Raw genomic sequence first — 22,547 nt, 5'->3', positions numbered from 1 at the left:
CGACCTCACAGAATCGTGGCAGCTTTGGTCAGGAACCACAGAATCACCACCACCAAAAGTGCACCGACGCCGACCACGGCGCCGAGGTCCTTCCAGGTCTTGCGCTGGTTCTGCACGTCGGCATAGACGGTAAGTGAATGCCAGGCCACACCGAGAAAGGCGAGGGTGGCGATCAAAAGGCCTAGCAGGATGCCGCCGTCGTAGGCGTAGTTCTTGATGGTGTCGATCAGGCCCGAGCCTTCGCCGCGGGAGGGCGCTTCCATTGTCGGCAGATCAGCCCACGCCAGCGTCGAGCTCAGCAGCACCAAACTGCCGAACAGGGCTTTTGGATAGGTAGCTCGCAGCAGGGGCAGCGGAAGGAGGCAGCGACGGGAGGGTTTCATGGCAGGGTCTCCTAGTTACGACAGCATGAAAAACATCAGCACGATCAGTGCTAACGCCAGGCGCAGCGTGCTGCCGCCCAATGCGCCGAAATTGAGGTTACCGGCAGCCCATCCGCGGTAGCCGGTCCACAGGGCCCAAGCGCACCAGAGCAACGCGAGCACCAGTACCGATGAGCGCCACAGCACCGAACTGAGCTGCGGGGTGAACCCGGCCACGGCAGAAAACGCGCTGAGTTGAGCTTCAGTCATGCTCATTGGAGGGGCTCGAGTGAGGCGCTTCAGTACGGTACTGACCGGCCAGCTCGACCAGGTCGGCTGGCTGCGCGCGGGAGGGTGACAGGTAGTTACGGATGCCTTCACGTACACGTTCGAGGTCGGCCGCAAACCTCTGATAGTCGAAGCGATAGCGCGCTCCAGTGGCACCGTCAGAGCCGCTTTCCGCGCGATCCACCAACTGTTCGATGGCATTGAACTGTCGTTGCACGAGTCCCAGATCCGAGCGCTCGCGATTTTCTTGTGCAACAGCCGGGAGTGTTGCTAGAAAAATCACAAGCAACGGGAAGGCATATGTCCTCATGGCGGGCTCCAGAGCAATCTCTGGTCGCCACCATTACTGAGTGGGCGAGTTGGGGCACGAGTTAAAAGGATTCTTGGCCTTTCGCTTTCTGGCGAAGTTGGCCGGACCGGGGTAAGACTGGAGTTCAACCAAGGTGGGGACGATACTAATCTGCGAGCGCTGCTGGCCTCACGAATGCTGCAGCGAACGCCTGAGAGGCTAGCCAGCCATCAGTCGGTGAAGGACAGCTCCGCCTGAACGGAACCTATAGCGTGTGAGGTCATTTTTATTCGAGGATTGCGTGAGCTGGCCGGCAATGGACGTGCAGCTAGATCGTTCCCCAGAGTGGCCTGTAACCCTGGAATTCGGCCATCTGACTCAAGCGCCCGGATCTCGTTTTGGGTTCTGGCGAGCAACTCATTTGCCGTCTGCCCCGTATCCTCGCTTAGCGTCAAAGCTACCAGTGTCAAAGGGCTCATTTCCAATCGCTCGCTAAGCTGCTCAAGTTTGTCCAGCGTGATGCTCGATCTACCGGTTTCGAGCTTGGACAAGTAGGTACGGCTGGTCGTGTCGGCAAATCCGCGCTGGGTGATGTTGCGCTGACTGCGTAGTACTCGAAGCACGTTGGCAAACGATGACTTCAACGTCATGAAATTACCTGAGGAGTGGGGCAAGTAGGTACATTTGAAGGCGACTTTAGTTGGAGATGCATGCGCTCTGGCCACCTGATTCAACTTTACTATACACCCTTGGTTCAGGCCCTATGGGCGTCCGGGACCGTCCTGCGAACGTCTGCTTTCGACCCAGGCTGTGTGAAAACCCCAACACCATTTCGAAGAACGCGTTCTTACGCGAATTCTGAAAAAGTCTGGCTACTCAACAGATCCAGAATCCACGTAAGAACGCGATTTTTAGGTTGTTTTTTAACCAGTCTGAGCACCGTCGAAGTTTTCACACAGCCTCGACCCTATGCAGACACTCAGCTCAATTAAACCAAAAGGTCGGTTTTGCCGGTCCTGGGTTAATTTTCTCCCTCGGGTGCACGGAAGGCTTTACTGTAGTAGCCGGACGGGTCGAAACAGCAAACCTGCTTCTTGCCGGTTGCAAGCATATCGCAGGCATCACCCATTCGCTTTTCGCGTGTCTTGAGTTGCTTCGCTGAAGTAATCCAGTGGATCCAGTCTACGCGCGCGATGGTCGTTGTATTGTTCCAAACTTTACGAGCCTCAGGCGAGGCTGTCAGTGCTTCCGCAAAATCTGCCGGGATGTCAGGCTCGGGTTCCTTCTTCACAGGGGTTAGCTCGAGGGTAACGATATCTCCAACGGCCACACCTGCGACGTCGAGTAACTCGCGACCTACCTTCAGCCAATGGCTCAGTTGACCATCGGGCTCAAGGGTTGCCCGGAAAGGGTGCCCATTGATTGTGCCTTCGGCTGTCGTCCTTCCTCGCCTCGGGAACCGTTCACTCGCGTCTCTTGGAAGGACTGCGAAAGCCCACGACGTATCATCACCGGGCTTTGCCGGACGAAGAAGCTTTGCTTCGAATCGGGACTTCACATCGTTTGTTGTCATTGCAAGTCCTCCAACTGAGCCTAGTTAACCATCACCTCGTCCAGTGCCTGCTCAAGGGTGTTGACCGTGCGATCGATGTTGTGCAGTTTTTCGAGCCCGAACAGACCGATGCGGAAGGTCTGGAAGTCGGCCGGCTCGTCGCATTGCAACGGCACACCGGCGGCGATCTGCAGATTGTGGTCGGCAAACTTCTTACCGCTCTTGATGTCGGCATCATCGGTGTAGCTCACCACTACGCCTGGGGCCTGAAAGCCGGCTGCGGCCACGCTCTTGATACCTTTGCCAGTCATCATTGCGCGCACCCGATCACCCAGGGCCTGTTGTTCGTCGCGGACCTTGTCGAAACCGTAGGTTTGCGTCTCCTTCATCACTTCGTTAAATCGCGCGAGGGAGTCGCTGGGCATGGTCGCATGGTAGGCATGTCCACCCTGTTCATAAGCCTGCATGATCTGAAGCCACTTTTTCAGGTCGCAGGCGAAGCTGCTGCTTTGCGTCTGCTCGATGCGCTTGAGGGCCAAAGCGCTGAGCATCACCAGGGCGCAGCAAGGAGAGGCGCTCCAGCCCTTCTGCGGTGCACTGATCAGCAGGTCGACCGCGCATTTCTGCATATCAACCCAAAGCGCGCCTGAGGCGATGCAGTCCAGCACGAACAGGCCACCCTGCGCATGCACGGCGTCGCCTACGGCCCGCAGGTACTCATCGGGCAGGATGATCCCTGATGACGTTTCAACGTGGGGGGCGAAGACAATCTGCGGCTTCTGCGCCTCAATGGCTGCCAGCACTTCGTCCAGAGGGGGCGGAGCGTAGGCAGCCTGGCGCCCCGTGTCGACCGGTCGGGCTTTTAGCACCGTAGTGGCCGCCGGGATGTTGCCCATCTCAAGGATCTGGCTCCAGCGGTAACTGAACCAGCCGTTGCGTATCACCAAACATTGCTGGCCGTTGGCGAACTGGCGCGCCACCGCTTCCATGCCGAATGTGCCACTGCCGGGGACTACCGCAACAGCCTGGGCGTTGTAGACCTGTTTCAGGGTGCTGGAAATGTTCTTCATCACACCTTGAAACGACTGCGACATGTGGTTGAGCGAGCGGTCGGTGTAGACCACCGAGTACTCGACCAGTCCCTCAGGATCGATATCGGGATATATCTTTGACATGGTGTGACTCCTTTGGCAGAGATGTCCGTGGTATCGACCCTGCCCTAAGCGATTGCAAATGACAAGATTACTTGGGATTGAGCTGCGACTTCTGTCGACTCTGGGGGCAGATGACGGGATAACTCAGCCGGTACGCCGGCGATGAGGCCCTTACAGGCACCTCCTACAGTTAGCTGGTCATGTGTTCCCACAACTGCCTTTGCGGGCGAGTGGCGGTATTCATGCTTTCTACAGGAGGCGGCTTTCGGCCCAGGCTGTGTGAAAACGCGCTGAACGTGTTGAGGGGGGAGGATCTAGGGTCGTTTGCAAAACTGGCAGGAGATTGCGTGAATTAGCTCAATTAGCCTCGCAAGGGGGCATCTGCCCGGTATGAGTCGTTCCTGGGGACAGCGCCTCAGTAGACCATTTCACCTTTTGATCGCTTCGAGCAGCCCCCTGATGCCCAAGATGCTCATCATTCGCTTGAGGTTGTAAGCGAGCACATGAAGGTTCATTTCAGTACTGACCCTTGGCAGGGTTCTGGTCAGGAAGTGGCTCGCCCCCATCCAGTACTTGAGCGTTCCAAATGGGGGCTCGACGGTTTGGCGGCGCACCTTCATTTTCCCTGGATCGTGCTCCAGTTGAACCTGCATCGAGTCGAGGACCGTTTCATGTTCCCAGCGTTTCAACCGCCGCTCTTTACCCGTCGTACATTGCTTGTGCATTGCGCAGGACTGGCAGCCCGAGAACCAATAAACATGCATCAGCATCCCGTCTTCCCATGTTGAGTAACGCTTGGTCAGTAATTGTCCCGCAGGGCATCGATACTCATCCGATGTCGAGACGTACAGGAAATCCTGCTTGCCAAATCGACCTTCGGCTTTGCTGCTAGAGGTCAGTGGCTTCGGTACGAAGGGCGAGATTCCAGCTTGCTCACATGCAACGATTTCCGTGCCTGTGTAATAGCCCCGGTCGGCAACGACCGTCAGCGATTCAGCACCGATTTGGTCACGCGCTTGCTTCGCCATGTTGCTCAACTGGCCGCGATCATGACCGACATTCGTCACCTCATGCGCAATGATCAGATGGTGCTGATCGTCAACGGCCGTTTGTACGTTATAGTCAACGGTGCCACTGCCTCGACCGCCAACTGACATGGAGCGGGCATCGGGATCTGTGAGAGAGATTTGTTTGTCTGGGCTTTGAAGTAGCTGCGTTTCAATGTCTTTGAGCTTCTGCATCTGTTGTTTCAGCGTTTCGATCTTCTCTTTCAGTCTCTCGGCCTTGGCCACGGCCACTTCCGGCATTGCCCGGTCTGTCGAATCCATCGCTGTCAGATAGCGCTCAATGCTCTGCTCGATTTGCTGCATACGGGCCTTCACCTTGGTCTGGGTGAAGTTACGGTCGCGATTGTTCACTGCTTTGAACTTGCTGCCGTCGATGGCAATGATCGATTCAGAGAACAGATTGAGGTTATGACAGAGAATCACGAACTGACGGCAGACGCTGCGAATGGCTTTACCGTTGTCCTTGCGAAAGTCGGCGATGGTTTTGAAATCTGGAGCCAGACGCCCAGTGAGCCACATCAACTCGACATTGCGTTCAGCTTCACGCTCAAGCCGGCGGCTGGACTGAATGCGGTTTAGGTAGCCGTAGATGTAGATCTTCAGCAGGACCGCTGGATGGTAGGCCGGGCGACCTGTTGCTACCGGATCGACGCCTGCGAAACCGAGCGCGCCCAGGTCGAGTTCATCGACGAAGACATCGACCACTCGCACTAGGTTTTCATCGGTGATGTAGTCGTCCAGGCACTCCGGCAGCAATGCGACCTGCGTCCGAACCTCACCTTTGATGAACCGCTTCATGATTGCCCCCGCCACGATCACGACGGTCAGAAGGTTAGACAACCGTGGGCGTTTTCACACAGCCTGGGTCGATAGCTGCCGTTGCTGACTGTTTTCAAGTCATCATCCCTTCGCTAGCGCCTTATAATGATTCAACTCAGTGGAGTGGGTGGATCATGAAGCGAACCTTAGAAGGCATGGCCAAAGCTGGAGAGCCATTGCTACGCGAAGCCCTTGCAGCGATAAGGGCGCATCGCGAAGCTGAAGAGGGCGGGGCACCTGTGGAGGTAATCGAGCGACTTAAACTGCTGGCGGACTCGCTTTATCACGCGGTGGTAGATTTCCAGTTGCTGGAAACTGGCAGCCTGCCCGAGTCTACTCACTAACGCTGGAGCACTGATGTCCAAGCTGCCCGAGATATTACCGCCCGACCACCCTGCGTACATCGAGGCAGTTGAGGCAATGCGCCACTACCATGAGGCTCAGGATGCAGGCGCGCCTGCAATCGAAGTGGAAAGATTGCGTTTGATTGCTGAGTCTCTCTTCCAGGCTGTAACCGACTACCAGATGAAGGCCTTCGGCAAGAGCGGCAGAACAACTCATTGAGCGGCAGTTGCTCTGGAGGCGCTAGGTGCTGCGAAAGGCGGCTTTCGGCCCATTGCAGCCCATCGGTGCTAGCTGATCCGTCTCGGGTATGTGGCGAAAGATGCGTCAGTGTCCAAAGTGATATCATGCGGCATACCTGCAAGCTACACCGACCCTGCAAGATAATCACAGCGAGAAAACTGCAATGATTGAAGGCTACTCAGAGGAAGAGTTTGGCACCACCGTGCACGAGCATGTACGTCCAGCAGAGCCGATTAGCTCCATTGAGCTGCTTAAAGGCCGGCATAAGGAGCTTGAGGAAATACGTCGTGCTTTGTTTGCCAAAGGCCGTCACATGTTCATCTACGGTGATCGCGGTATCGGTAAGTCATCTCTCGCACAGACCGCTGCTTTGCAATATCAGTCCTCTGACTCAGACATTATCCAGATCGGGTGTACGCGCACGAGTACTTTCTATGAGATTATGCAGAGTATTGCCGCAAGCCTAGTCGAAAACTTAGATGGCAAGGAAATTCAAACCAAAACTGGCATTAATCTTAAGTTTTTTAATTTCGAGATCCTTGCCAAGTCCTCATCCAAGCCTGATGTGCCATCTGTATGTAACATGGAACAAGCATTGAGTGTAATATCTGACATCAGAGAGATACACTCGGAAAGACCTATCATAGTCATTGACGAATTTGATGCAATCCAAGAAGCTGAGGAAAGGTACAAATTTGCCGAGTTCTTGAAAAAGATGGGGGACTCAGGCATCTACGTTCCTATCATTTTTAGCGGAATTGCAGCGTCACTAGACGATGTCCTCGGCGGGCACCAGTCCAGCATTCGTCAGCTATTCCCCATACAGCTTTCGCCGATTTCCTGGGACTCTCGTTGGGACATTTTGGTAGAGGCACTCGAAGCCTTCAATATCGACTATGACGATGAGATAAAATATCGGGTCGCTGGCATCAGCGACGGTTTCCCTTACTACGTCCACCTAATCACAGAGCATCTACTATGGGCGATTTACGATGATCCAGAGACGTTGCAGCTTGCTAATTTCTCTCATTACAATGAAGCGCTAAAAAAGGCGGTGGAAACGGTTCAGGAACATATCCGCAAGCCGTATGACCTAGCGACAACTAGACATAGTCAAGATTTTCACCATGCATTGTGGGCCTGTGCAGATACGTCAATTTTGCATCGCAAAACCGACAGTATCTATGCGTCGTACGAACGAATTATTCGCGATCTCAATCATGCTAACCCACAGGAGACGCTAACTCCTATTGATCGCAAGAAATTCAGCCAGCGCCTCAATACGCTAACCAAGCCAAGCCACGGCTCAGTACTGAAAAAGATGAGCGACAATCGTACTGGCTGGTATCAGTTCAGTGAAAATATGCTCCGGGGCTATGTGAGGCTATTGGCGGAAACTAATGGTGTTCAACTTTGGATGGATGAAGCTAAAGTACCTAAACAGCTGATTAATCCACGACCTAGTCCCATGGGCAGCTATCGTCGATTTCAATCAAGCGTTCCTGTAGGTATTGGCCTTAAGGATGACAAAAAGGGCTAAGCACTATTTTTAGCTTTTTTCCCAATGGTCAATGCACTGTGCCTTCGCAAGAAGTGGCAATACTAGCTTGATGATCGGAGCCTTCCGACTGGCAGCTTGGGTCGAAAGCAGCTGTTCGTAAATGGCTGCTTACGAAGGGCTGCAATCGCCAGAAGTGGACATTAGAAACCTGACCCCACAGCCTCCCTCTCAATCTGTCGACCGCATATCTTGAGCATAAAGTGGAAGTCACTCGTTCGATTGATGAAAAGCCTGAGGTACAATTCTCCCTCTAATTAATTTTTCAGGAGCGACGATTTGACCGACATGGCCAAGCAAGACGCAAGCCCAAAACGAATCAGGCCATACTTGCGAATCGAAGCCGCCTTACTCATCGCTAGCATGGTCGGAGCATTCACGCTCAGTGGGTACGCATACCTTGAGAAGTATTACTTGACAATGGATGTAGCTATCGAGCGGCTGGGCATCGGCGGTCAGGAAATCCTTGCCTACGGAGCTGCCCGAGTTGGGTCTTACATCGGGGCTTTGGCTTTTGGCATGGCCCTAGTCGGAATCGTCGCTTTCCTCTTATTTCTCCTGGAGAAAACCAGAGAAATGCCGGGCGAGCCCCAGCAACTCCCAAAATGGATTGCCCATGCTCTCAATCGTGCGATCGAAAACCGCGGGATGGCCGTATGTGTTGGAGCGATCTGCATAATCGCTGGCCTGCTGACTTTTGCTTGGTTCTTGTTGGTAAGGTTACCCTCAGACGATGGCCGCTCAGCAGCGCTGAAGCAGGCATCAGAATGTGTTAAACGTCGGGTAGTCTATACAAATCTTGATCAGTATGAGGGATGCCAGGTCGCCGAGTCGGAAGACATGCTGTATCTGCTCCAACTGCAAAAATGTGACAAGTCAGGAGTTACGTTTCGGACGCTACAGCTGCCAAAACAGGGCCTCAAGAGCATAACGACAGAGAGCCTGTTCTACCCCTACAAACGGTCTGATACTCCCGGATGCTCGAAAAGCTGACCTCAACCCATACTGATACAGCAGTGTTCCCAAACATGCCATTTCCACAAATATGGTATAAAGTCAGAATTACGACTCGCGAAGGGCCGTTATGGGTTGAAAGAAGTCACTGGTAACCGGCCACTTGCGAACCCTAGTGATTTTTCAACGATATTCTTGAGTTTAGAGCAGCGTTTATTCAAGATGGTAGAGATTCATTTTGGCATTGCTCTCACCAAGTCAATAATGGCGTCCGAACCGGATGGGGACAGGATCAATTTTGGGTACGTGATAACTGTCGCGCAAAAGAAAGTAAATAGTGTAATTAGAATAGCTACGGTCCTAGAGATGCTGTTCAAAAATTTTGATTTTAGTTTGCCCTCCATGGTTGAATAAAGCCATATGAAATTATACAGAATGAGCAGAACAATCATCGCCAAACCAGCCCAGATAAAGCCTACAGTAAACCAGCGATGATCATAAGTTGAAGCTGCCATTACCTGCATCGTTGGCAGCGCTAGAAGCATAGCAAGGCATAGCGCTAAATTTTTAAGCCCATCAAAAAGAGTTTTAATGTCAGTGACAATAGCCTTGCTGATAAAGGGCTCCACCTTACGTATTACAAGGTCTTTTTTTATTATCAGAAAATCCGTACTGTTGAGCTTGTTGACTTTCTCTTCTGTTTCCAGGAAGTACGTTTTTTGCAAGGTGATTACAGTCTGCTCGCCACGACCTCTCGGCTCTTTGGTTTCTTTTGTTTTTTCAATAACAATGTACGTTTCTTTTGCTTTGCATTTGGCTTTGAAGCGACCGGTTTCGATAGCAGATGTCATTTTCGCCTTCGCGTTTTGGATGAGTTGAATGATGTCGCATTGACAGTATCACGACATCGATCTCGACTCCACGCTTTACGGCACTCATACGCGTTGAAAGGCCAAAGCATCGCTAATCTGTCGGAATGAAGAAACACTGCCCGATATGGATCGGTTAACGCCCCTGGATCGGGCTGACCATCCTTGTCCTCCCTCACGTGGAGGACAAGCCATGAGCACCATTACTACCAACAGCCATCAACCTTGGAACAAAGGAAAATTGGTCGGGCAGAAAGCCCCGCTCCGACTCAACGATATCTGGGCCATTCGGGTAAGGCTCCAAGTCGCGGAGGAAACTCGTGATTTAGCTCTCTTCGATCTGGCCATCGACAGCAAACTACGAGCCTGCGATTTGACCAAGCTTCGTGTACGCGACGTTGCGCATGGGGAGCACGTGTCATCGGGAGCAATAGTGATCCAGCAGAAAACCCAGCGACCAGTGCAATTTGAGTTTACTGAGCAAACGCGGGTGGCTCTAGAGGCCTGGAGAGCTTACTCCCGGCAGGAGGTTCTCCAAATTATTGATGCAGTACCTTATGGCCGTGAGGATTGCTGGTTTTGGTTTGTTCGCCTGGTAGAGGCGACGAGGGGCGAGCGCTTGATCAACGAGAACGGTGCTGTCCGGCATTATCAGCCTCAAAAGTTACCGCAGTAAATGCTGTCTGAGCAGACCCTGATTTTTCCCTGTAACCGCTTCTGGTCAATTTCTGCCTGTCATCACCGACTGCTATGGGTCCAGGCTGTGTGAAAACCCAAACGGGTCTCTGAAGAGCGCGAGCGTACGTGAAATCTGAAATGGCTTGGTTATTCAGCTAACCCAGATTTCGCGCAGGAGCGCGAAATTCTGGTCGTTTTCTAACCAGCCGGATCGTGCCAAGCGTTTTCACACAGCCTGGGTCGATAGCGGACGCTCAAAGATATTTTTTGAACGTTGCAGCTGTGATTGCCACCATCCATCCAAGCAGTACGGCACATGGCAGCAGCACCCAGTTGGGGTTGAGCGACCAGGGAAGAGAAAGGTAAATTACCCAGGGGCTCACCATCAGCGAAGGCAATGTCCGTTTCGCTCGGTGGTAGACAAAGCTGCTTTCCCGGCCCGCCCCGAATTTGCGCAGATCGCGTCGTATCAAACCATCGACAGCACCGGTAATAACGGCCAGCAGAAAAATGGGCATAGCTAGGGTCAGGACGGCCAGGCGCACCACGAAAGTGAAGACTGTAAACAGGGCTGCCAACAGGTAGTCCTGTAGCACAACGTAAACCTGGGCAAACTGCCCCTGCAGCGACGCCTCGCGACTGAGCAGCTTCAAGTAGGCGTCGGATTGCACCCATCCGGAGCGGACCACGACCCAGTCGTTCAGGTGCTCAAGAATTTTCGCGGTCGCTTGCGCCGGCTCTTGGACGAGCAACGAACTCTTAAAGTGGCTGCTGAGCCAGCCGAGTTCGGTCTGCCACATGGCATGGCTGTGATGCCAGCCTTGTTCCGGCCAGAACCACAGCATGCCCGCGAACTCCAGCACGATGGAGAACACCAGCGCGGCGAACAGCAGGCCCAGTAGCCTTAGGCATAGCTCGACCGTACCGAAAATGAGCCCCGGACGTCGTTGTGCCGGAGGTTGGCTGGGTGGGGTGGTGGGCATACGGGCTCCGCAGGACTCGATTGTTGCCGGGCCGCTTACGAGGCACGTCTACGTCCAGGCGGTGGCATCTCGGGATCGAAGTCGACCGTCGGCGCACCTCCGGCGCTGGTCCACCAGTTACCCGCATTGGCGTTGTAGGACTCGCGCATGCGTGCAGCGAGGGTCTGTAGGTCCGCTGGCATGGCATCCTCACTGGCCGGTTTGGGCAGCGGCATCCGTACCTTCCACAGTTGCCCGCCTTCTTGGAATGAAAACATCTGGCCCTTGGGCAGGGCGATGATGTGTGCGGGCTCGATCAGCGGCACGGCGGTGGTGGTGACACGGTCTTGCGAGGATGAGGTGAAGTCCGTGTGAGCATCGGGGTCCGCGGTGTCGGTCGCGCCGGAGACCAGGGTACGCGTTTGTACATTGACCTTGGGTAGTTGATTGGTCAGCAATTCCGCCGTCGCGGTTTCCCGCACCCGCAACATCTGCAAGGTGTTGAAATTACCGATGACCTGGCCGGCCTTGGCCCGGCTGCCGATGCGCGCCTCGATATCACTCAAGGTCTGGGTATACGCGGTGACCTGGATACCGGCACCCCCGCCCTTGTTGATCAGCGGAATGAACTCGTCGCCCATCAGCTCGTTGAACTCGTCAGCGTGCAGGTTGATAGGGACCTTATCCGCCGCGCTGGAGGAGCCTGGCAGGCCGTGGTCGATGCCATGCTTGTAGATATGGCCGGCCACGGAAACCAGGTCGGCAAACATCGAGTTACCGACGGCGGCCGCGACTTCGGCATCGGACAGCGCATCTAGGCCCACGTAGACGATGCCGCGTTTGCGGATGACCTGCAGCCAGTCGAAGATAGGCCGTGGATCGGCCAGGTCGGTATAGTTGGGGGCGAGCAGTTGCGCCGTCTTGCCGCTGGTGAGCTTCTCCAGCAACGGCAGGAGTGAGGCGACGATCTTGTCGAAGTAGGTGCGGTCATAACGCACGGCTGAGCGTAGGCCGTCCATCACCGGATCGAAGATGCGTTTGGCGGTTAGGTATTGCTCGATCGCGACTACGCGCTTTTCCCGGCCAATCATGTGCCGCGGTATGTTCTTTTCGGTGAGGCGACCCTCGATCTGCACGATCGCTTCCCAGGCCTGCGGATCATGGCGGGCGAAGAAGTGCTGGGCGTATTCGATGAACAGCGCATCGATGTTTACCACATGCCGCTGGATCTGCAGGTAGTCCGGGCGCCGGCCCAGTTCGATCAGGGCGCGAGCGATGATGTTGACAAAGCGCCACGCGAACTCACGAAACGCTGCGGAGTTGCCTTCACCGCTCAGTTGGCCGGCGATTCGTGTGGCCACTTCGGAGATCCGACCAAAGCGGCCGATGGCGTTGTAGCGTGCGGAGATCTCCGGCCAGCCCAAGTGGAAGACGTAGAATTCGTTCTCGCGGCCAGCTCGTTTCGCTTCCACATACATGCTGGTGAGGAGCTCGGCATCGCCCTTGGGATCGAAGACGATCACCACTTCCCGAGTGGGCCGGTGGATATCCTGAGTGATGTAAACCTGGGCCACACGTGTTTTACCTACCCGGGTGGTGCCCAGTACCAACGTGTGGCCCACGCGTTCGATCAATGGCAACGAGACCTCCTGCTCATTCGGCTCGACGCCATGCAACAACGGTGAGCCGCCGACCGGCGGCAGCGGACGCACCGGATTGAACGGGCTGTTCCATGCGGTCAGGCGGGGCAGGAGCGACAACCCGGGAGGGGCCTTCTCCAGCGCATGCTCCATTCGGCGTGCCCATTGAAAGGCGGCTGATTGGTTGACGTAGCGGGCCAGCGCCGGGTCCTGCGCCTCGAGCAGGCGCTGCGTATGCAGGCGGGTCCAGCGAAAGCCGCGGCCCATGAACAGGCGCTTGCCGCTCACCGGAATCTGTCGGCTGGTCAGCGAGTAGCGCGGTAAGCGTCGGATGTTGCGCCGATAACGCAGGACGATTCGTGCCTCATTGAGCCGCTTGAGGCCGAACGCGGTGTAGGCCAGGGCCATCCCGGCGCCGACCTCGGGCGACAGTGCCACTGCCCAGGGCGAGTGCAGGCACAGGGCACCGGCACCGGCGCAGATGCCCACGGTGTACAGCTCCACCGCTGGCCGCAGCAGGGATTCCATCGCGTGATCGCCCATGATGTTTCCTCATTGCTCCAGGCCGGTGGTTGTGATGAGCACGGGGTAGTGCTGCAGCTCCAGCCGCTCGGCGATGTCGTCGCCACTCACCGGCCAGATGTTCACCCCAGGGGCTGCCGCCTGGATGCGGCGCAAGGCCTGGACGTCGGTGACCTCGACCGCCAGTCCACTGGCGCCCAGGTCCCGCAGAACCTGCGCATGGCGGGACAACCACTCCAGGGACGCAAGGTCATGCCCGACCAGGAACAGCGGTGTGATGGCGGGGAGGTCCAGCGTTCTAGGCGGCACGGTACCCGGCGTGAGGCGCTCGCTGCGCACCGGCAGCACCCATTTCAGTTTGCTGGGATCGGCAGGCATGCTCGGAGTGGCGAGCGCGGCGAGCGGTAACGACAGACAGATGACCAGCGCCACCGGGCATGAGCGGTTCATGGCTGTCTCCCTCCAGGAAAAGACGCAACCGCCTGGATGCGCTGCCAGTGTCGGCTGAACTGTCTGCGATAGCGCGCCGCGGGTGCACCGCCGGCTGGCCGGTGATAGCGGCCGGCCGCCACCACCCAGTCGCCCGTGTCAGCATAGTGCGCACGCAACAGGTCGGCGGTGACGGCCAGGTTCTCACGTGGGTCGAGGGCGTCGCAGGCGCTGGGGTAGCGGTCCGGGTGGTAGCCAAGGTTGGTCTGTCCCAGTCCGACATCGATGCGCTTGGGGTTGTGGTCGGAGAGCGCCAGGCGAAGCGCGGCACAGGCTTCATGGCGGCTGGCAAAGCGCTGCGGCGTGCCGGCAACATTCAAGGTCCAGGGCCAGGGCATGAGGTGACCGCGCAGCGGCGTGCCGCTTTCTTGCAAGGCGATGGCGAACAGCACGGAGGCGGGGATACCGGCCCGCGCGGCGGCCAACTGATAGGCTGGCGGCGGCAGGGCGGCCGCCTGGACAGCGCTGACCGCGGTCAAGGCCAGGGCGAGGATCAGTCGAGCCGCTGCCATTTTCCGTCTACCTGTTGGAAGCGTGCCGGCAACGGGCGGCTGGCGCCCAGCGCGAACCAGCGACCGCGGTCGTGGTTGAGGGTCACCTGACCGCCGCTGATTTGGGCGGGGGTAATGCCAGCGCCACGCGCCCACTGGCGCAGACGCGCATCGTCGCCTTGGCTGCCGACCAGGTACACGTCCAGGCGTGCGCCGGCACGCAGCCACTGCTGGGTACGGGTCACACAGGTTGGGCATTGTTCTTCCACGAACAGGGCCGTGCGGCTGTTGCTCGTGGACGCTGCGTCGTCGGCCATGCCCTGCACAGGCAGCATTCCTGGGAACAGGCGCACCCAGGTGGCGGTGTAGGCTTTCTGGTAGGCCAACTCGCGTTCGGCGCGTTTGGCTTCGAGGCGGACCTGCAGCTCGGCATAGCGCTGTCGTTCCTGGTCTGAGTTGGCCTCCACGCCAAGGGTGGTGAGCGGGTCGAGTTGGGGCGACCAGTAGTGGCGAGGCCCGGCCTGCAGGCGCTTGAACATGGCCCATTCGTCATCGGTCAGCCCCCAGGCCTTGGCTTGAGTTGCAGCGGAATGCTGTTGGTCCAGTGGCGTCTGCTCGCTGTACTGCGGGGCAGAGTCGACCAGCGTCGGCGCGCTCCATGCCGAGTCTGCCAGCAGGCCGGCGGGGAGCAGGATGAGGGAGAGGACGAAGAGCCGAGCCATAAGCACCTCTTCACGGTAGAGATAGTGTGCGGTCGCCATGCCCCGGGACGTGGAACACGGCCTGGTCCTCGCGAATCGTACGCAACTGCCAGTTGTTCAGGCTGTCGCCGGGCTGCAGCAGGTGCACAGCCGACAATGACCGCGCACCGGCGGGCAGGGCTGCCACAAACCTAATGGCGCCCCGGATCTCGATCCCAAGCAGGGTGAAGGGCGGCGCCGGGGATTTGGCCTTGGTTTTCTGGCCGGTGGCCGTAGCCGGTCGTGTGATGGCGGCCGCTGGTACAGCGGCGGGCGTCGACAGTTTCTCGATCGCCGATTCAACCGCGGCCAGTCGTTGTTCCAGTCTGGTCAAATCGGCGTTACTCGGACCACGGGGTGTCGCTTGAAGCACTTTCAGTGAAGCGCTCAGATCAGCCAGTTGCTGGCTGAGGCCTGCCTGCGCTGAGGCACTCTGGCCTTGCGCCTCGCCCAGCGCTGCTACCTGCGGCTGGAGCGTCGCGAGCGTATTGCTCAGTGCATCGATGTCGCGGCGTAGAGCCGGGGCAGGATCGGCAGGGGTATCGCGGGCGGTGGCCTGGAGCTCGACCAGTTGCTGGTGATGGTTGTACGTTTCGGCGGCGAGCACGGCGGCGCCGAGGCACAGCGCGCCGATCACCAGGGCCTGAAAGTGCTGAACCTTCATGGCGCAATCTCCAGGGCCGAGAAGGGTGATTCGGGCGGTGGCAAGCGCAGGGCGTAGCACACGGTCCGGTCGACCGGATCAATGTCGAGCCGCCAGGCCGGGCCACCAATGATGGTCAAGGCGTCCAGCAGCGCGATCGGGCCGAGGCGGTGGTGCACGGCAGGCAGGGGACGGCGGAACAACCGATCCACCACCCCACTATCGGGACAGAGTGAGTAGCCCGAACGCTGCAGCACGTGGCGCAGGGCTTCGCCGACATTCGCGTGCAGGGCAGGGGCGATCTGCACGTTGATGAGCTGGTACAGGGGCTGGCGCTGCTCCAGCGTCGGTCGGGTACTGACCAAGGTGTAGCGGTCCTGGCGGACCCAAGCCGGTATCGAAGGCTTCGGCTTGGGCGAGGAGGGCGGTGGCTCAGCTGGTGCAGGCGTGGGCGCCGGTGGTGGGGTGTTGCAGCCAACCAGTGCGATTATCAGGCAGAGGACGGGGAGTGGGGAGCTGTGCATGACCAGGTCTCGATAAAAGTTGCCGATACCTTGGCGAAAGTGCGGACGGGTCCCCACTGGAAAACCGAATCTTGCCAGCCAGATTTCCGTCGAGGCCAAAAAAAAGGCGCCCGTATGGGGCGCCTTGGATCAGTTTTCAGTGAACAGGGGCAGCTCCGGAAGCGCTGCGGCGTCGGGGTCAAAGATCAGAAAACGGGTGTCAGCCTGACCTGCCAGCAGGAGCAGCTGGAGTAACGCGGGCGGTACATGATCATCGCGCAGGCGTGCACTGACTTCGTCGATGCTGCAACTGCTGCTTCCTGTCCCCATTCCTACTACCCAGGGTGTCGAATACAACTTGCAGCCGACGGCATGGCTGCTGTTGAGTTCAAAACACTCGAAGAAGCTCGCCGGTGAATTACACCACGCGCGTACTTGCAGGTACTCGAACGCTTCCGCCGGCAGGTGAGCGCTGCTGATTTCCCAACTGCGGCTGTAGTGTCCGGTGGCAAAGGAAAGCTGCTCGACCAGGTCGCGCGCAGCTTCCTCGCTGGGGAGGTCGCCGAGTTGCAGCAGGCGTCCGAGGTGACTGTCAATGACCTGATAGAGCACCGTCCTTACTAGACCGTCCACCGGGCAGCGCATGCGCACTAATGGTGGCACCCTTTCGCTGTCGGTGATAACGGCATAGTCGTCATCGAACAGGCACGGCTGCAAGTTGATGGCCTCATTGGGTAGCTGGTTCTGGGCTGGGTGCAGCGCGCGGTAGCAGGGCGGGCAGTCGTCGGCATAATTGATCTGGACGACGCGTTCGTAGCTGAGGTTCTGGACGCCGCGAAGAAACGGATTGCGAGTCGATGGATGCATGATGGTTCTCCGAAGGCGCAGAGGCCACCCCGAATTGGCGATGGCCTCCTTGGACAGAGGTGGGCTGTTAGAGCCAGCCGTATTCGGCCAACGAAAGCGGGGTGCCTTCGCCGACGATGATGTGGTCAAGGACGCGGACCTCAATCAGGGCCAGGGCCTCGGTCAGGCGTGTGGTGAGTATCCGATCGGCACCGCTCGGTTCCGAGCAGCCGGAAGGGTGGTTGTGGCTGAAGATCACGGCGGCCGCGTTGTGCTGCAGTGCCTTGATGACCACCTCGCGGGGATACACGGAGGCACCGTCGATGCTGCCGGTGAACAGAATGTCGAAGCTCAACACGCGGTGACGCGAGTCGAGGCAGAGCAGGGCAAACACCTCGTGGTGGTATGGGGCGAGTCGCAGTTTCAGGTAGGCCGCGGCATCGGCGGGGGTGATCAGCTGCTCGCCGCGCTGGAAGTGACGCTGGTCCAGCAACTGCAAGGCTTCGGTGATCAGCGTATCCTCACGGACGCGTTGGGCCAACACGGGGTCCAGTGGGTCGACCCGGTTCAGGGCAGTGTTCATGGGCAATTCCTCGTGGGAGATGGAGCGCCCCCTGGGGGAGTGCCCCAGGCTGGTGAAATGCGTGACTCAAAGACGCGTGAAGCGATGACGGGCACCGTGGGGCGAGCTTTGGCAGCCCTCGCACGGTCGGGTGGAAAAGGCCTCGAAACCGGCGCCGGTGTGTGGATCGAAATCGGCGCTCAGTGGCATCAGGGCCTGCAGTTGGGTGCGCAGGTGGACGATGCGTTGCTCGACTTCAGCCTCGCTGTAGTACAGCGACAGCGCGCTGAAGTCGTCATAGGCGACCGTCTGTAGGCAGTCTTCGCAAAGCCAGAAGATTTCCATGGCAACCTCCGACATGAGTGAACAACAGGTGCTCGTGGGAGCACCTGTTGTTGGCGGTCAAGCTGCCTCAGGCAGGCTGAGGTACTGCGGTGGATTTATGTGCGGCGGTCGGAGTTGGCTGACGCTGATCGGCGTCACCGCCGGTGTCCGCGTTTTCCGCTTCCGGTTCCTCTGGAGCGTCAGGGGCGCTGGCAGCGTCGGTGCGAGCGGGCGCACGGTAGCTGAACTGGCCGTCGACCTTGATCCACTCGATGAAGATCAGGCGGCCTTTGAGGCTGGCGCCGGGTTGCCCCTTGCGCTCGCCTTTCTCGTACAGGAAGGGATCCACCCAGAGGTCGCCGATGCGAAACGCGATCAAGACCTTGCGTTCAGCACGGACGTCTTCCAGGTGTTCACGGATCAGCCGGTCGGCTTCACCACTGGCGACCTTGCAGTCGAAGCGGGTGTACTCGACGTCGTCCGAGGCACCGTGCAAGGCGGCGATGTCGCACGCCATGAAGGCTTGGCCGCGGCGGACCGGGACTTCGCGAACACGGTTCAGGTAACCAATGCCGCTGGTGTGCAGGTTGAAGTAGATGGTGGGGGCGTTATTGCTTGCAGTCGTCATGATGGCGCTCCTGTTCAGCTGAAACGCGGACCTCCACCGGCCCTGGCGGCGGGTGAGTTCCGCAAGGGGAGTGCAAAAACGTGTCGGTGTAGAGAGCGCTCATCACCGAGGGGACGGTGACCGTGCGAGCTGCCGAGCGCGCATCGCACTTGGGGAGAACCACCCGAAAACGGGCGTAGCCTTGAAGGTTCTGGCTACCTTTACGCTGTCAACGACAGCGGTGTGCAGCTCATCTATAAAACGCGGGAAAAGCCCCGTCAACCGTGAGTTTCAGGCAGTTTTGGCCACGGAATACGGTGGTGTTCTGTGGATTTTCGAAGGCGAAAAAATAGCCCGACGGTCATCAGGCTAGGAAGAATTGGACCACCCTTGATCCGGCAATCTGACAGCGGGGTTCGTCGCACAATCTCCCCTGCCGATCCATCTGGATCACCCGACCCTTGTCGTGGTCTGGGTCGGCATCAACTGGCACGCATCCGCGCACAAAAGGTGCCCAGTGTTTCGCCGGCGGGCACCGGAGCTGAGCATCGTCGCCGAAGCGGATGACCCCTGAGGCCTGGCACAAGCCGCACGGGTCATCCACCTGGACAACTTGGGAACGCGGTGAAGCCATCCGAAGATGCAGAGAAGAGTGGCTCCGAACTCTACGAGTCTGACCGAGCTGCCCGGAGCGAATCGGTCTTGGATCGCCTCGCGGCGAAGGGCACCCTCACTACACCAGCGCGATGGTGCCTCGTCAAGTCACGGTTTTTTTCCCCTGCTTGGGTTTCGCCACCGGCTTGGTGCCCTTGCATTCCGGGTAGCGGGTGCAGGACCAGAAGCTGCCAGTGCGACCCTTGCGCTGACGCATGGCACTGCGGCACACCGGGCAGAACGGTCCCTTGCTGGGGGGCGCGCGCAGGGTGAGCGAGGCGTGACTGCGCACCAGCCGGGTCAGCCACTCCGCCTGCTTGGCGAGGAAGGTCTCGACACTCAGTTGGCCTGACTCGATGCGGTCCAGCGCCTGTTCCCACAGCGCGGTCAGCACCGGGTCGGCGACTTCAGGCGGTACCGCCTCGATCAAGGTATGCGCCGCCGCCGAAGCGGCCAGACTGCGTTTCTTCTTGGTCAGGTAGCCGTGATCGATCAGGCCTTGGATGATGGCGGCGCGGGTCGCCTCGGTGCCGAGGCCGCAACTGTCCTTGAGCGTCTGCTTGAGCCGCGGGTCGGCCACCTGGTTGGCGATGGTTTTCATGGCCTTGACCAGGGTGCCTTCCGTGTAGGCCTTGGGCGGCTGGGTGCGCTGCGCGTTGACCGTCGCGTCGGTCAAGGTCAATGCTGCCGCCTCATGCAGTGTCGGCACGCGCTGGGCCTGCTCAACCGGCTCGTGACCATCGCCTTCGTTGATCACCGCTTTCCAGCCGCGAGTTAGGATCTGCTTGCCGCGGGCGAGTAACCGATCAGCCTGGCTGTGGAGCAGCGCCTGGGTTTTGAGGTATTCATGCTCGGGCAGAAACTGCGCCAGGTAGCGGGCGCGAATCAACGTGTACACCGCCCGTTCGCGCTCGGAGAGCTGCGCCAGGTCCAGTGAAACGGCGGTGGGTATGATGCCGTGGTGCGCCGTGATCTTGCTGCTGTTCCAGGCGCGGGAGCGGCGGCAAGGGTCGAGGTCTTTTAGCGTTTGTCCCAGTGAAGGCGCGGCCGCCGCCAGGGCGTGAAGGACACGCGGTACCTCATCGAGCATGCTCTCGGGGAGGTAGCCGCAGTCGGTGCGCGGGTAGGTGGTCGCCTTGTGGGTCTCGTACAGCGCCTGGGCGATCCCCAGGGTCTCCTGCGCACCAAGCCCGAGCTTGGCTGAGCAGACCTCCTGCAGGGTGCCCAGATCAAAGGGCAGCGGTGGGCCTTCGCGAACCCGCTCGACCTCCACGCTGTGGACTTTGGCCGATGCCTGCCGAATCAGGCGCCGCGCTGCCGCCTGTGCGTCTACCTCGTCGATGCAACGCCTGGCGTCGTCGCAAACCTCGGCGGGTGGCTGCCAGCGCGCCTGAAAGCGCGTGCCATCGACTTCCAGCTGAGCGTCGACGGTCCAGAACTGCTGCGGCACGAAGCTCGCGATCGCCCGGTCGCGTTCGACCACCAGGCGCAGCGTCGGCGTCTGCACACGCCCCACCGGCAACAGACCATCGAAGCCGGCGCGGCGACCGAGCAGGGTGAACAACCGGCTCAGGTTGATGCCCACCAGCCAGTCCGCGCGGGAGCGGGCCAGTGCGCAGTGGTACAGCGGTAAGGTCTGCTCGCCCGGATGCAAGCTACCCAGGCCCCTACGGATCGAGGCGTCATCAAGGGCCGAGAGCCACAGGCGCAGGACCGGACCCTGGTACTGGCAGCGCTCGAGAATCTCCCGGGCGATCATCTCGCCCTCACGGTCGGCGTCGGTGGCGATCACCACCTCGCTGCAGGTGCGTAGCAACTGGTGGATGACCTTCAGTTGACTGGCGACCTTGGGTTTGACGACCAGTTGCCAGCGGGCGGGAATGATCGGCAGATCGTCCAGCGACCAGCGTTTGTAGTCGCCATAGGCTTCAGGGGGCGCGGTTTCCAGCAGATGGCCGACGCACCAGGTGACGGTGACACCCGTCCCCTGCAGGCAGCCGTCGCCCCGCCGACTGGCTTGCAGCACGCGCGCGATATCGCGGGCTTGAGATGGTTTTTCGCAAATAAAAAGGCGCATACGCAGGCCCTCTCGGTGGGTACCGATAGGGTGGCGGGGTGGGGAGGGAGCACCAGCGATAATCCGAAGCCGCCGCGCTCCTGTTGGTGTGCAGCGAGATCCGGCAGACGGTTACTTGCGCTGCGCCAGGTGGGTGGCCAGCGTTTGCAGAAACTCCAAGGCAAACTGCTTATCTGCTTCGCCCAGCGCCTTGATGATCGACGTGATCTGCACGTCCTGGTCCTGGGGGCGAGGGCTGATGGCCAGTAGCAGCTCATCGGCGGGGCAACCGTAAAGGTCGGCCAGTTGCAGCAGCTTACTCACGGAGAGCTCAACCTGGCCACGTTCGAGTCGCGACACGGCTTCACCGGAGATGTTCAGGTACTCGCCTACCTTCGCTTGGGTCAGACCACGGGCGCGACGATACGCCGCCAACTGGCGGCCAATGTGATGTGGGCTAGGCTCTTTGACTGGCAACGGGGGCGCTCTCCGGTTCAACTCATATGGCTGACCAACCACCCCAAGATATGAACGACCAAAAAATAGTTGTATCACCCGCCTGTCCACACGGAGGCTGCGATTTGCACGGATCAAACCAGACTGAGGCGGATGCGCTAGCGATCAAGGCCTATGAGCTATTCATGGCCACCCACCTGGAACCGGATAACGTCGAGGCGCGCGCCAGGTTGATCGACTGGGTCCAGGAAAGTCCGGCGCACTGGCGGGCATTCCTTGCCCTGGACCAGTACCTGGAGGACGTGTCGCAGTTGTTGGAGGGGGCCCAACGGGGGAAAGTCCGGCGAGAGTGAAAGTGCCGCAGGCGTAAGGGTTGCCCGCCGGGCAGGCTGCACAGATCCAGCGATATCGCGCTGCGGGCCGTGATTCCACTGAAATCCACCCGCTCAAGTGGTCTTGCGCGACGCCTTCTTGCTGGCCCCTTTGCGCCCGGAACCGGCGTTTTCCTGGGCCTTCTCGCGCATGGACACCGACGCCAGGCGGTGCGGCAGGATGCCAATACGCCGCGCCTCTACCTTGAAGGTCACCCGCGCATTGTCCTCGCTGTCTTCCCACTCGTCCTTGACCGTCCGACCCTCGACCAGGATGCGCATGCCCTTCTGGAACAGGGTGCTCCAGTGCTCGGCGTCACGGTGCCAGAGCTCGACCGGGGCCCAGTAGCCGCCGCGATCCTCGTAGCCGCCTTCGCGCGGTACCGGGTTGTCGAAATACACGTTCAACCGCAACAGGCGCCGTGGTTCCTCCGGGTTGTTGTTGAATTCCTGAAATTCCGGAACGCTGCCGATGTTGCCTTCGCCAACAAAGAACGTACTCATGC

Annotated in this window: 27 protein-coding genes and 1 pseudogene; 6 read left to right on the top strand and 22 right to left on the bottom strand. The window is 58.8% G+C overall.

All coding sequences use genetic code 11. The features are described 5' to 3' along the window. Nucleotides 1–5: 5 nt before the first annotated feature. From TZ03_RS03525 to TZ03_RS03495, 7 genes are all read right to left on the bottom strand, one after another. Entirely contained in the window at nt 6–383 is a 378-nt protein-coding gene (locus TZ03_RS03525) for a TIGR03745 family integrating conjugative element membrane protein (protein WP_051095749.1), read from the bottom strand. 15 nt (nt 384–398) lie between these two features. Beyond that, on the bottom strand, nt 399–638 hold the full coding sequence (locus tag TZ03_RS03520) for a TIGR03758 family integrating conjugative element protein (RefSeq protein WP_051095748.1): 240 nt from the start codon (nt 636–638) through the stop codon (nt 399–401). After that, on the bottom strand, nt 625–960 hold the full coding sequence (locus TZ03_RS03515; protein WP_051095747.1) for an RAQPRD family integrative conjugative element protein: 336 nt from the start codon (nt 958–960) through the stop codon (nt 625–627). Before TZ03_RS03515 ends, TZ03_RS03520 begins: the two co-directional genes overlap by 14 nt. A gap of 209 nt (nt 961–1,169) precedes the next feature. Continuing rightward, entirely contained in the window at nt 1,170–1,589 is a 420-nt protein-coding gene (locus TZ03_RS03510; RefSeq protein WP_051095746.1) for a helix-turn-helix domain-containing protein, read from the bottom strand. 371 nt (nt 1,590–1,960) lie between these two features. Then, complete coding sequence (locus TZ03_RS03505; RefSeq protein WP_051095745.1) at nt 1,961–2,512, bottom strand: YdeI/OmpD-associated family protein; 552 nt, start codon at nt 2,510–2,512, stop codon at nt 1,961–1,963. Nucleotides 2,513–2,532: 20 nt separating this feature from the next. Further along, nucleotides 2,533–3,666, bottom strand: coding sequence for an aminotransferase class V-fold PLP-dependent enzyme (locus TZ03_RS03500; protein WP_051095744.1), 1,134 nt, complete (start codon nt 3,664–3,666; stop codon nt 2,533–2,535). A gap of 407 nt (nt 3,667–4,073) precedes the next feature. Next, nucleotides 4,074–5,510 (bottom strand): IS1182 family transposase, encoded by a 1,437-nt coding sequence (locus tag TZ03_RS03495; RefSeq protein ID WP_051095811.1) that lies wholly within the window; start codon nt 5,508–5,510, stop codon nt 4,074–4,076. Nucleotides 5,511–5,665: 155 nt separating this feature from the next. Between TZ03_RS03495 and TZ03_RS03490 the strand changes: the two genes are divergently transcribed. The 4 genes from TZ03_RS03490 to TZ03_RS03475 all read left to right on the top strand — a co-directional run bounded on the left by TZ03_RS03490 (nt 5,666) and on the right by TZ03_RS03475 (nt 8,667). Beyond that, a complete protein-coding gene (locus TZ03_RS03490; protein WP_051095743.1) occupies nt 5,666–5,875 on the top strand; it encodes a hypothetical protein in 210 nt (69 codons plus the stop codon). A gap of 13 nt (nt 5,876–5,888) precedes the next feature. Then, nucleotides 5,889–6,095, top strand: a complete 207-nt coding sequence (locus TZ03_RS03485) for a hypothetical protein (RefSeq protein WP_051095742.1) — start codon at nt 5,889–5,891, stop codon at nt 6,093–6,095. A 184-nt stretch (nt 6,096–6,279) separates the two neighbouring features. Next, the gene (locus tag TZ03_RS03480) at nt 6,280–7,656 is read left to right on the top strand and encodes an AAA family ATPase (protein ID WP_051095741.1); all 1,377 of its coding nucleotides are present in this window, start codon (nt 6,280–6,282) and stop codon (nt 7,654–7,656) included. A gap of 306 nt (nt 7,657–7,962) precedes the next feature. Next, complete coding sequence (locus TZ03_RS03475) at nt 7,963–8,667, top strand: hypothetical protein (RefSeq protein WP_051095810.1); 705 nt, start codon at nt 7,963–7,965, stop codon at nt 8,665–8,667. Nucleotides 8,668–8,861: 194 nt separating this feature from the next. Here TZ03_RS03475 and TZ03_RS03470 read toward each other — a convergent pair whose 3' ends face one another. After that, nucleotides 8,862–9,479 carry a hypothetical protein gene (locus TZ03_RS03470; RefSeq protein ID WP_051095740.1) on the bottom strand — a complete coding sequence of 206 codons (618 nt, stop codon included), beginning with the start codon at nt 9,477–9,479 and terminating at the stop codon, nt 8,862–8,864. Nucleotides 9,480–9,690: 211 nt separating this feature from the next. Between TZ03_RS03470 and TZ03_RS03465 the strand changes: the two are divergent. Beyond that, nucleotides 9,691–10,005: pseudogene (locus tag TZ03_RS03465) on the top strand (integrase); the annotation flags it as partial. Nucleotides 10,006–10,429: 424 nt separating this feature from the next. On the opposite strand, the gene TZ03_RS03460 reads toward TZ03_RS03465, so the two are convergent. The 13 genes from TZ03_RS03460 to TZ03_RS03400 form a co-directional block, all read right to left on the bottom strand. Continuing rightward, nucleotides 10,430–11,158 (bottom strand): TIGR03747 family integrating conjugative element membrane protein, encoded by a 729-nt coding sequence (locus TZ03_RS03460; RefSeq protein WP_051095739.1) that lies wholly within the window; start codon nt 11,156–11,158, stop codon nt 10,430–10,432. A gap of 35 nt (nt 11,159–11,193) precedes the next feature. Further along, nucleotides 11,194–13,320 carry a type IV conjugative transfer system coupling protein TraD gene (gene traD / locus TZ03_RS03455; RefSeq protein WP_051095738.1) on the bottom strand — a complete coding sequence of 709 codons (2,127 nt, stop codon included), beginning with the start codon at nt 13,318–13,320 and terminating at the stop codon, nt 11,194–11,196. Between the two features lie 9 nt (nt 13,321–13,329). Continuing rightward, nucleotides 13,330–13,749 (bottom strand): integrating conjugative element protein, encoded by a 420-nt coding sequence (locus TZ03_RS03450; protein ID WP_075045781.1) that lies wholly within the window; start codon nt 13,747–13,749, stop codon nt 13,330–13,332. Next, complete coding sequence (locus tag TZ03_RS03445) at nt 13,746–14,300, bottom strand: glucosaminidase domain-containing protein (protein ID WP_051095737.1); 555 nt, start codon at nt 14,298–14,300, stop codon at nt 13,746–13,748. Before TZ03_RS03445 ends, TZ03_RS03450 begins: the two co-directional genes overlap by 4 nt. After that, on the bottom strand, nt 14,282–15,001 hold the full coding sequence (locus tag TZ03_RS03440) for a TIGR03759 family integrating conjugative element protein (protein ID WP_051095736.1): 720 nt from the start codon (nt 14,999–15,001) through the stop codon (nt 14,282–14,284). The genes TZ03_RS03445 and TZ03_RS03440 overlap by 19 nt, the downstream gene beginning before the upstream one ends. Before the next feature lie 10 nt (nt 15,002–15,011). Then, complete coding sequence (locus TZ03_RS03435) at nt 15,012–15,683, bottom strand: hypothetical protein (protein ID WP_051095735.1); 672 nt, start codon at nt 15,681–15,683, stop codon at nt 15,012–15,014. Next, complete coding sequence (locus TZ03_RS03430; RefSeq protein WP_051095734.1) at nt 15,680–16,186, bottom strand: PilL N-terminal domain-containing protein; 507 nt, start codon at nt 16,184–16,186, stop codon at nt 15,680–15,682. Before TZ03_RS03430 ends, TZ03_RS03435 begins: the two co-directional genes overlap by 4 nt. A 129-nt stretch (nt 16,187–16,315) precedes the next feature. Further along, the gene (locus TZ03_RS03425; protein ID WP_051095733.1) at nt 16,316–17,032 is read right to left on the bottom strand and encodes a hypothetical protein; all 717 of its coding nucleotides are present in this window, start codon (nt 17,030–17,032) and stop codon (nt 16,316–16,318) included. 67 nt (nt 17,033–17,099) lie between these two features. Further along, the gene (locus TZ03_RS03420; protein ID WP_051095732.1) at nt 17,100–17,594 is read right to left on the bottom strand and encodes a JAB domain-containing protein; all 495 of its coding nucleotides are present in this window, start codon (nt 17,592–17,594) and stop codon (nt 17,100–17,102) included. Between the two features lie 66 nt (nt 17,595–17,660). Then, complete coding sequence (locus TZ03_RS03415; RefSeq protein WP_051095807.1) at nt 17,661–17,918, bottom strand: hypothetical protein; 258 nt, start codon at nt 17,916–17,918, stop codon at nt 17,661–17,663. Nucleotides 17,919–17,985: 67 nt separating this feature from the next. Beyond that, the gene (locus TZ03_RS03410) at nt 17,986–18,525 is read right to left on the bottom strand and encodes an STY4534 family ICE replication protein (RefSeq protein ID WP_051095731.1); all 540 of its coding nucleotides are present in this window, start codon (nt 18,523–18,525) and stop codon (nt 17,986–17,988) included. Between the two features lie 736 nt (nt 18,526–19,261). Next, nucleotides 19,262–21,235, bottom strand: a complete 1,974-nt coding sequence (locus TZ03_RS03405; RefSeq protein ID WP_051095730.1) for a DNA topoisomerase III — start codon at nt 21,233–21,235, stop codon at nt 19,262–19,264. A gap of 111 nt (nt 21,236–21,346) precedes the next feature. Continuing rightward, nucleotides 21,347–21,691, bottom strand: a complete 345-nt coding sequence (locus TZ03_RS03400) for a helix-turn-helix domain-containing protein (protein ID WP_051095729.1) — start codon at nt 21,689–21,691, stop codon at nt 21,347–21,349. A gap of 104 nt (nt 21,692–21,795) precedes the next feature. On the opposite strand from TZ03_RS03400, the gene TZ03_RS03395 reads away from it, so the two are divergent. Continuing rightward, the gene (locus tag TZ03_RS03395) at nt 21,796–22,023 is read left to right on the top strand and encodes a hypothetical protein (RefSeq protein ID WP_051095728.1); all 228 of its coding nucleotides are present in this window, start codon (nt 21,796–21,798) and stop codon (nt 22,021–22,023) included. A gap of 93 nt (nt 22,024–22,116) precedes the next feature. Here TZ03_RS03395 and TZ03_RS03390 read toward each other — a convergent pair whose 3' ends face one another. Beyond that, nucleotides 22,117–22,545, bottom strand: coding sequence for a single-stranded DNA-binding protein (locus tag TZ03_RS03390; RefSeq protein ID WP_051095727.1), 429 nt, complete (start codon nt 22,543–22,545; stop codon nt 22,117–22,119). Between the last annotated feature and the right edge of the window lie 2 nt (nt 22,546–22,547).

Source organism: Pseudomonas sp. 10-1B, from assembly GCF_000935045.1.
Classification (GTDB): Bacteria; Pseudomonadota; Gammaproteobacteria; order Pseudomonadales; family Pseudomonadaceae; genus Aquipseudomonas.
Note: the sequence above shows the minus strand (reverse complement) of the source record. Positions and strands in the feature narration are given on the sequence as shown.

Excerpts from the sequence above, each read along its gene's own strand:
- TZ03_RS03525 (WP_051095749.1), bottom strand. The coding sequence starts at position 383 with ATGAAACCCTCCCGTCGCTGCCTCCTTCCGCTGCCCCTGCTGCGAGCT.
- TZ03_RS03520 (WP_051095748.1), bottom strand. The coding sequence starts at position 638 with ATGAGCATGACTGAAGCTCAACTCAGCGCGTTTTCTGCCGTGGCCGGG.
- TZ03_RS03515 (WP_051095747.1), bottom strand. The coding sequence starts at position 960 with ATGAGGACATATGCCTTCCCGTTGCTTGTGATTTTTCTAGCAACACTC.
- TZ03_RS03510 (WP_051095746.1), bottom strand. The coding sequence starts at position 1,589 with ATGACGTTGAAGTCATCGTTTGCCAACGTGCTTCGAGTACTACGCAGT.
- TZ03_RS03505 (WP_051095745.1), bottom strand. The coding sequence starts at position 2,512 with ATGACAACAAACGATGTGAAGTCCCGATTCGAAGCAAAGCTTCTTCGT.
- TZ03_RS03500 (WP_051095744.1), bottom strand. The coding sequence starts at position 3,666 with ATGTCAAAGATATATCCCGATATCGATCCTGAGGGACTGGTCGAGTAC.
- TZ03_RS03495 (WP_051095811.1), bottom strand. The coding sequence starts at position 5,510 with ATGAAGCGGTTCATCAAAGGTGAGGTTCGGACGCAGGTCGCATTGCTG.
- TZ03_RS03490 (WP_051095743.1), top strand. The coding sequence starts at position 5,666 with ATGAAGCGAACCTTAGAAGGCATGGCCAAAGCTGGAGAGCCATTGCTA.
- TZ03_RS03485 (WP_051095742.1), top strand. The coding sequence starts at position 5,889 with ATGTCCAAGCTGCCCGAGATATTACCGCCCGACCACCCTGCGTACATC.
- TZ03_RS03480 (WP_051095741.1), top strand. The coding sequence starts at position 6,280 with ATGATTGAAGGCTACTCAGAGGAAGAGTTTGGCACCACCGTGCACGAG.
- TZ03_RS03475 (WP_051095810.1), top strand. The coding sequence starts at position 7,963 with ATGGCCAAGCAAGACGCAAGCCCAAAACGAATCAGGCCATACTTGCGA.
- TZ03_RS03470 (WP_051095740.1), bottom strand. The coding sequence starts at position 9,479 with ATGACATCTGCTATCGAAACCGGTCGCTTCAAAGCCAAATGCAAAGCA.
- TZ03_RS03460 (WP_051095739.1), bottom strand. The coding sequence starts at position 11,158 with ATGCCCACCACCCCACCCAGCCAACCTCCGGCACAACGACGTCCGGGG.
- traD (WP_051095738.1), bottom strand. The coding sequence starts at position 13,320 with ATGGGCGATCACGCGATGGAATCCCTGCTGCGGCCAGCGGTGGAGCTG.
- TZ03_RS03450 (WP_075045781.1), bottom strand. The coding sequence starts at position 13,749 with ATGAACCGCTCATGCCCGGTGGCGCTGGTCATCTGTCTGTCGTTACCG.
- TZ03_RS03445 (WP_051095737.1), bottom strand. The coding sequence starts at position 14,300 with ATGGCAGCGGCTCGACTGATCCTCGCCCTGGCCTTGACCGCGGTCAGC.
- TZ03_RS03440 (WP_051095736.1), bottom strand. The coding sequence starts at position 15,001 with ATGGCTCGGCTCTTCGTCCTCTCCCTCATCCTGCTCCCCGCCGGCCTG.
- TZ03_RS03435 (WP_051095735.1), bottom strand. The coding sequence starts at position 15,683 with ATGAAGGTTCAGCACTTTCAGGCCCTGGTGATCGGCGCGCTGTGCCTC.
- TZ03_RS03430 (WP_051095734.1), bottom strand. The coding sequence starts at position 16,186 with ATGCACAGCTCCCCACTCCCCGTCCTCTGCCTGATAATCGCACTGGTT.
- TZ03_RS03425 (WP_051095733.1), bottom strand. The coding sequence starts at position 17,032 with ATGCATCCATCGACTCGCAATCCGTTTCTTCGCGGCGTCCAGAACCTC.
- TZ03_RS03420 (WP_051095732.1), bottom strand. The coding sequence starts at position 17,594 with ATGAACACTGCCCTGAACCGGGTCGACCCACTGGACCCCGTGTTGGCC.
- TZ03_RS03415 (WP_051095807.1), bottom strand. The coding sequence starts at position 17,918 with ATGGAAATCTTCTGGCTTTGCGAAGACTGCCTACAGACGGTCGCCTAT.
- TZ03_RS03410 (WP_051095731.1), bottom strand. The coding sequence starts at position 18,525 with ATGACGACTGCAAGCAATAACGCCCCCACCATCTACTTCAACCTGCAC.
- TZ03_RS03405 (WP_051095730.1), bottom strand. The coding sequence starts at position 21,235 with ATGCGCCTTTTTATTTGCGAAAAACCATCTCAAGCCCGCGATATCGCG.
- TZ03_RS03390 (WP_051095727.1), bottom strand. The coding sequence starts at position 22,545 with ATGAGTACGTTCTTTGTTGGCGAAGGCAACATCGGCAGCGTTCCGGAA.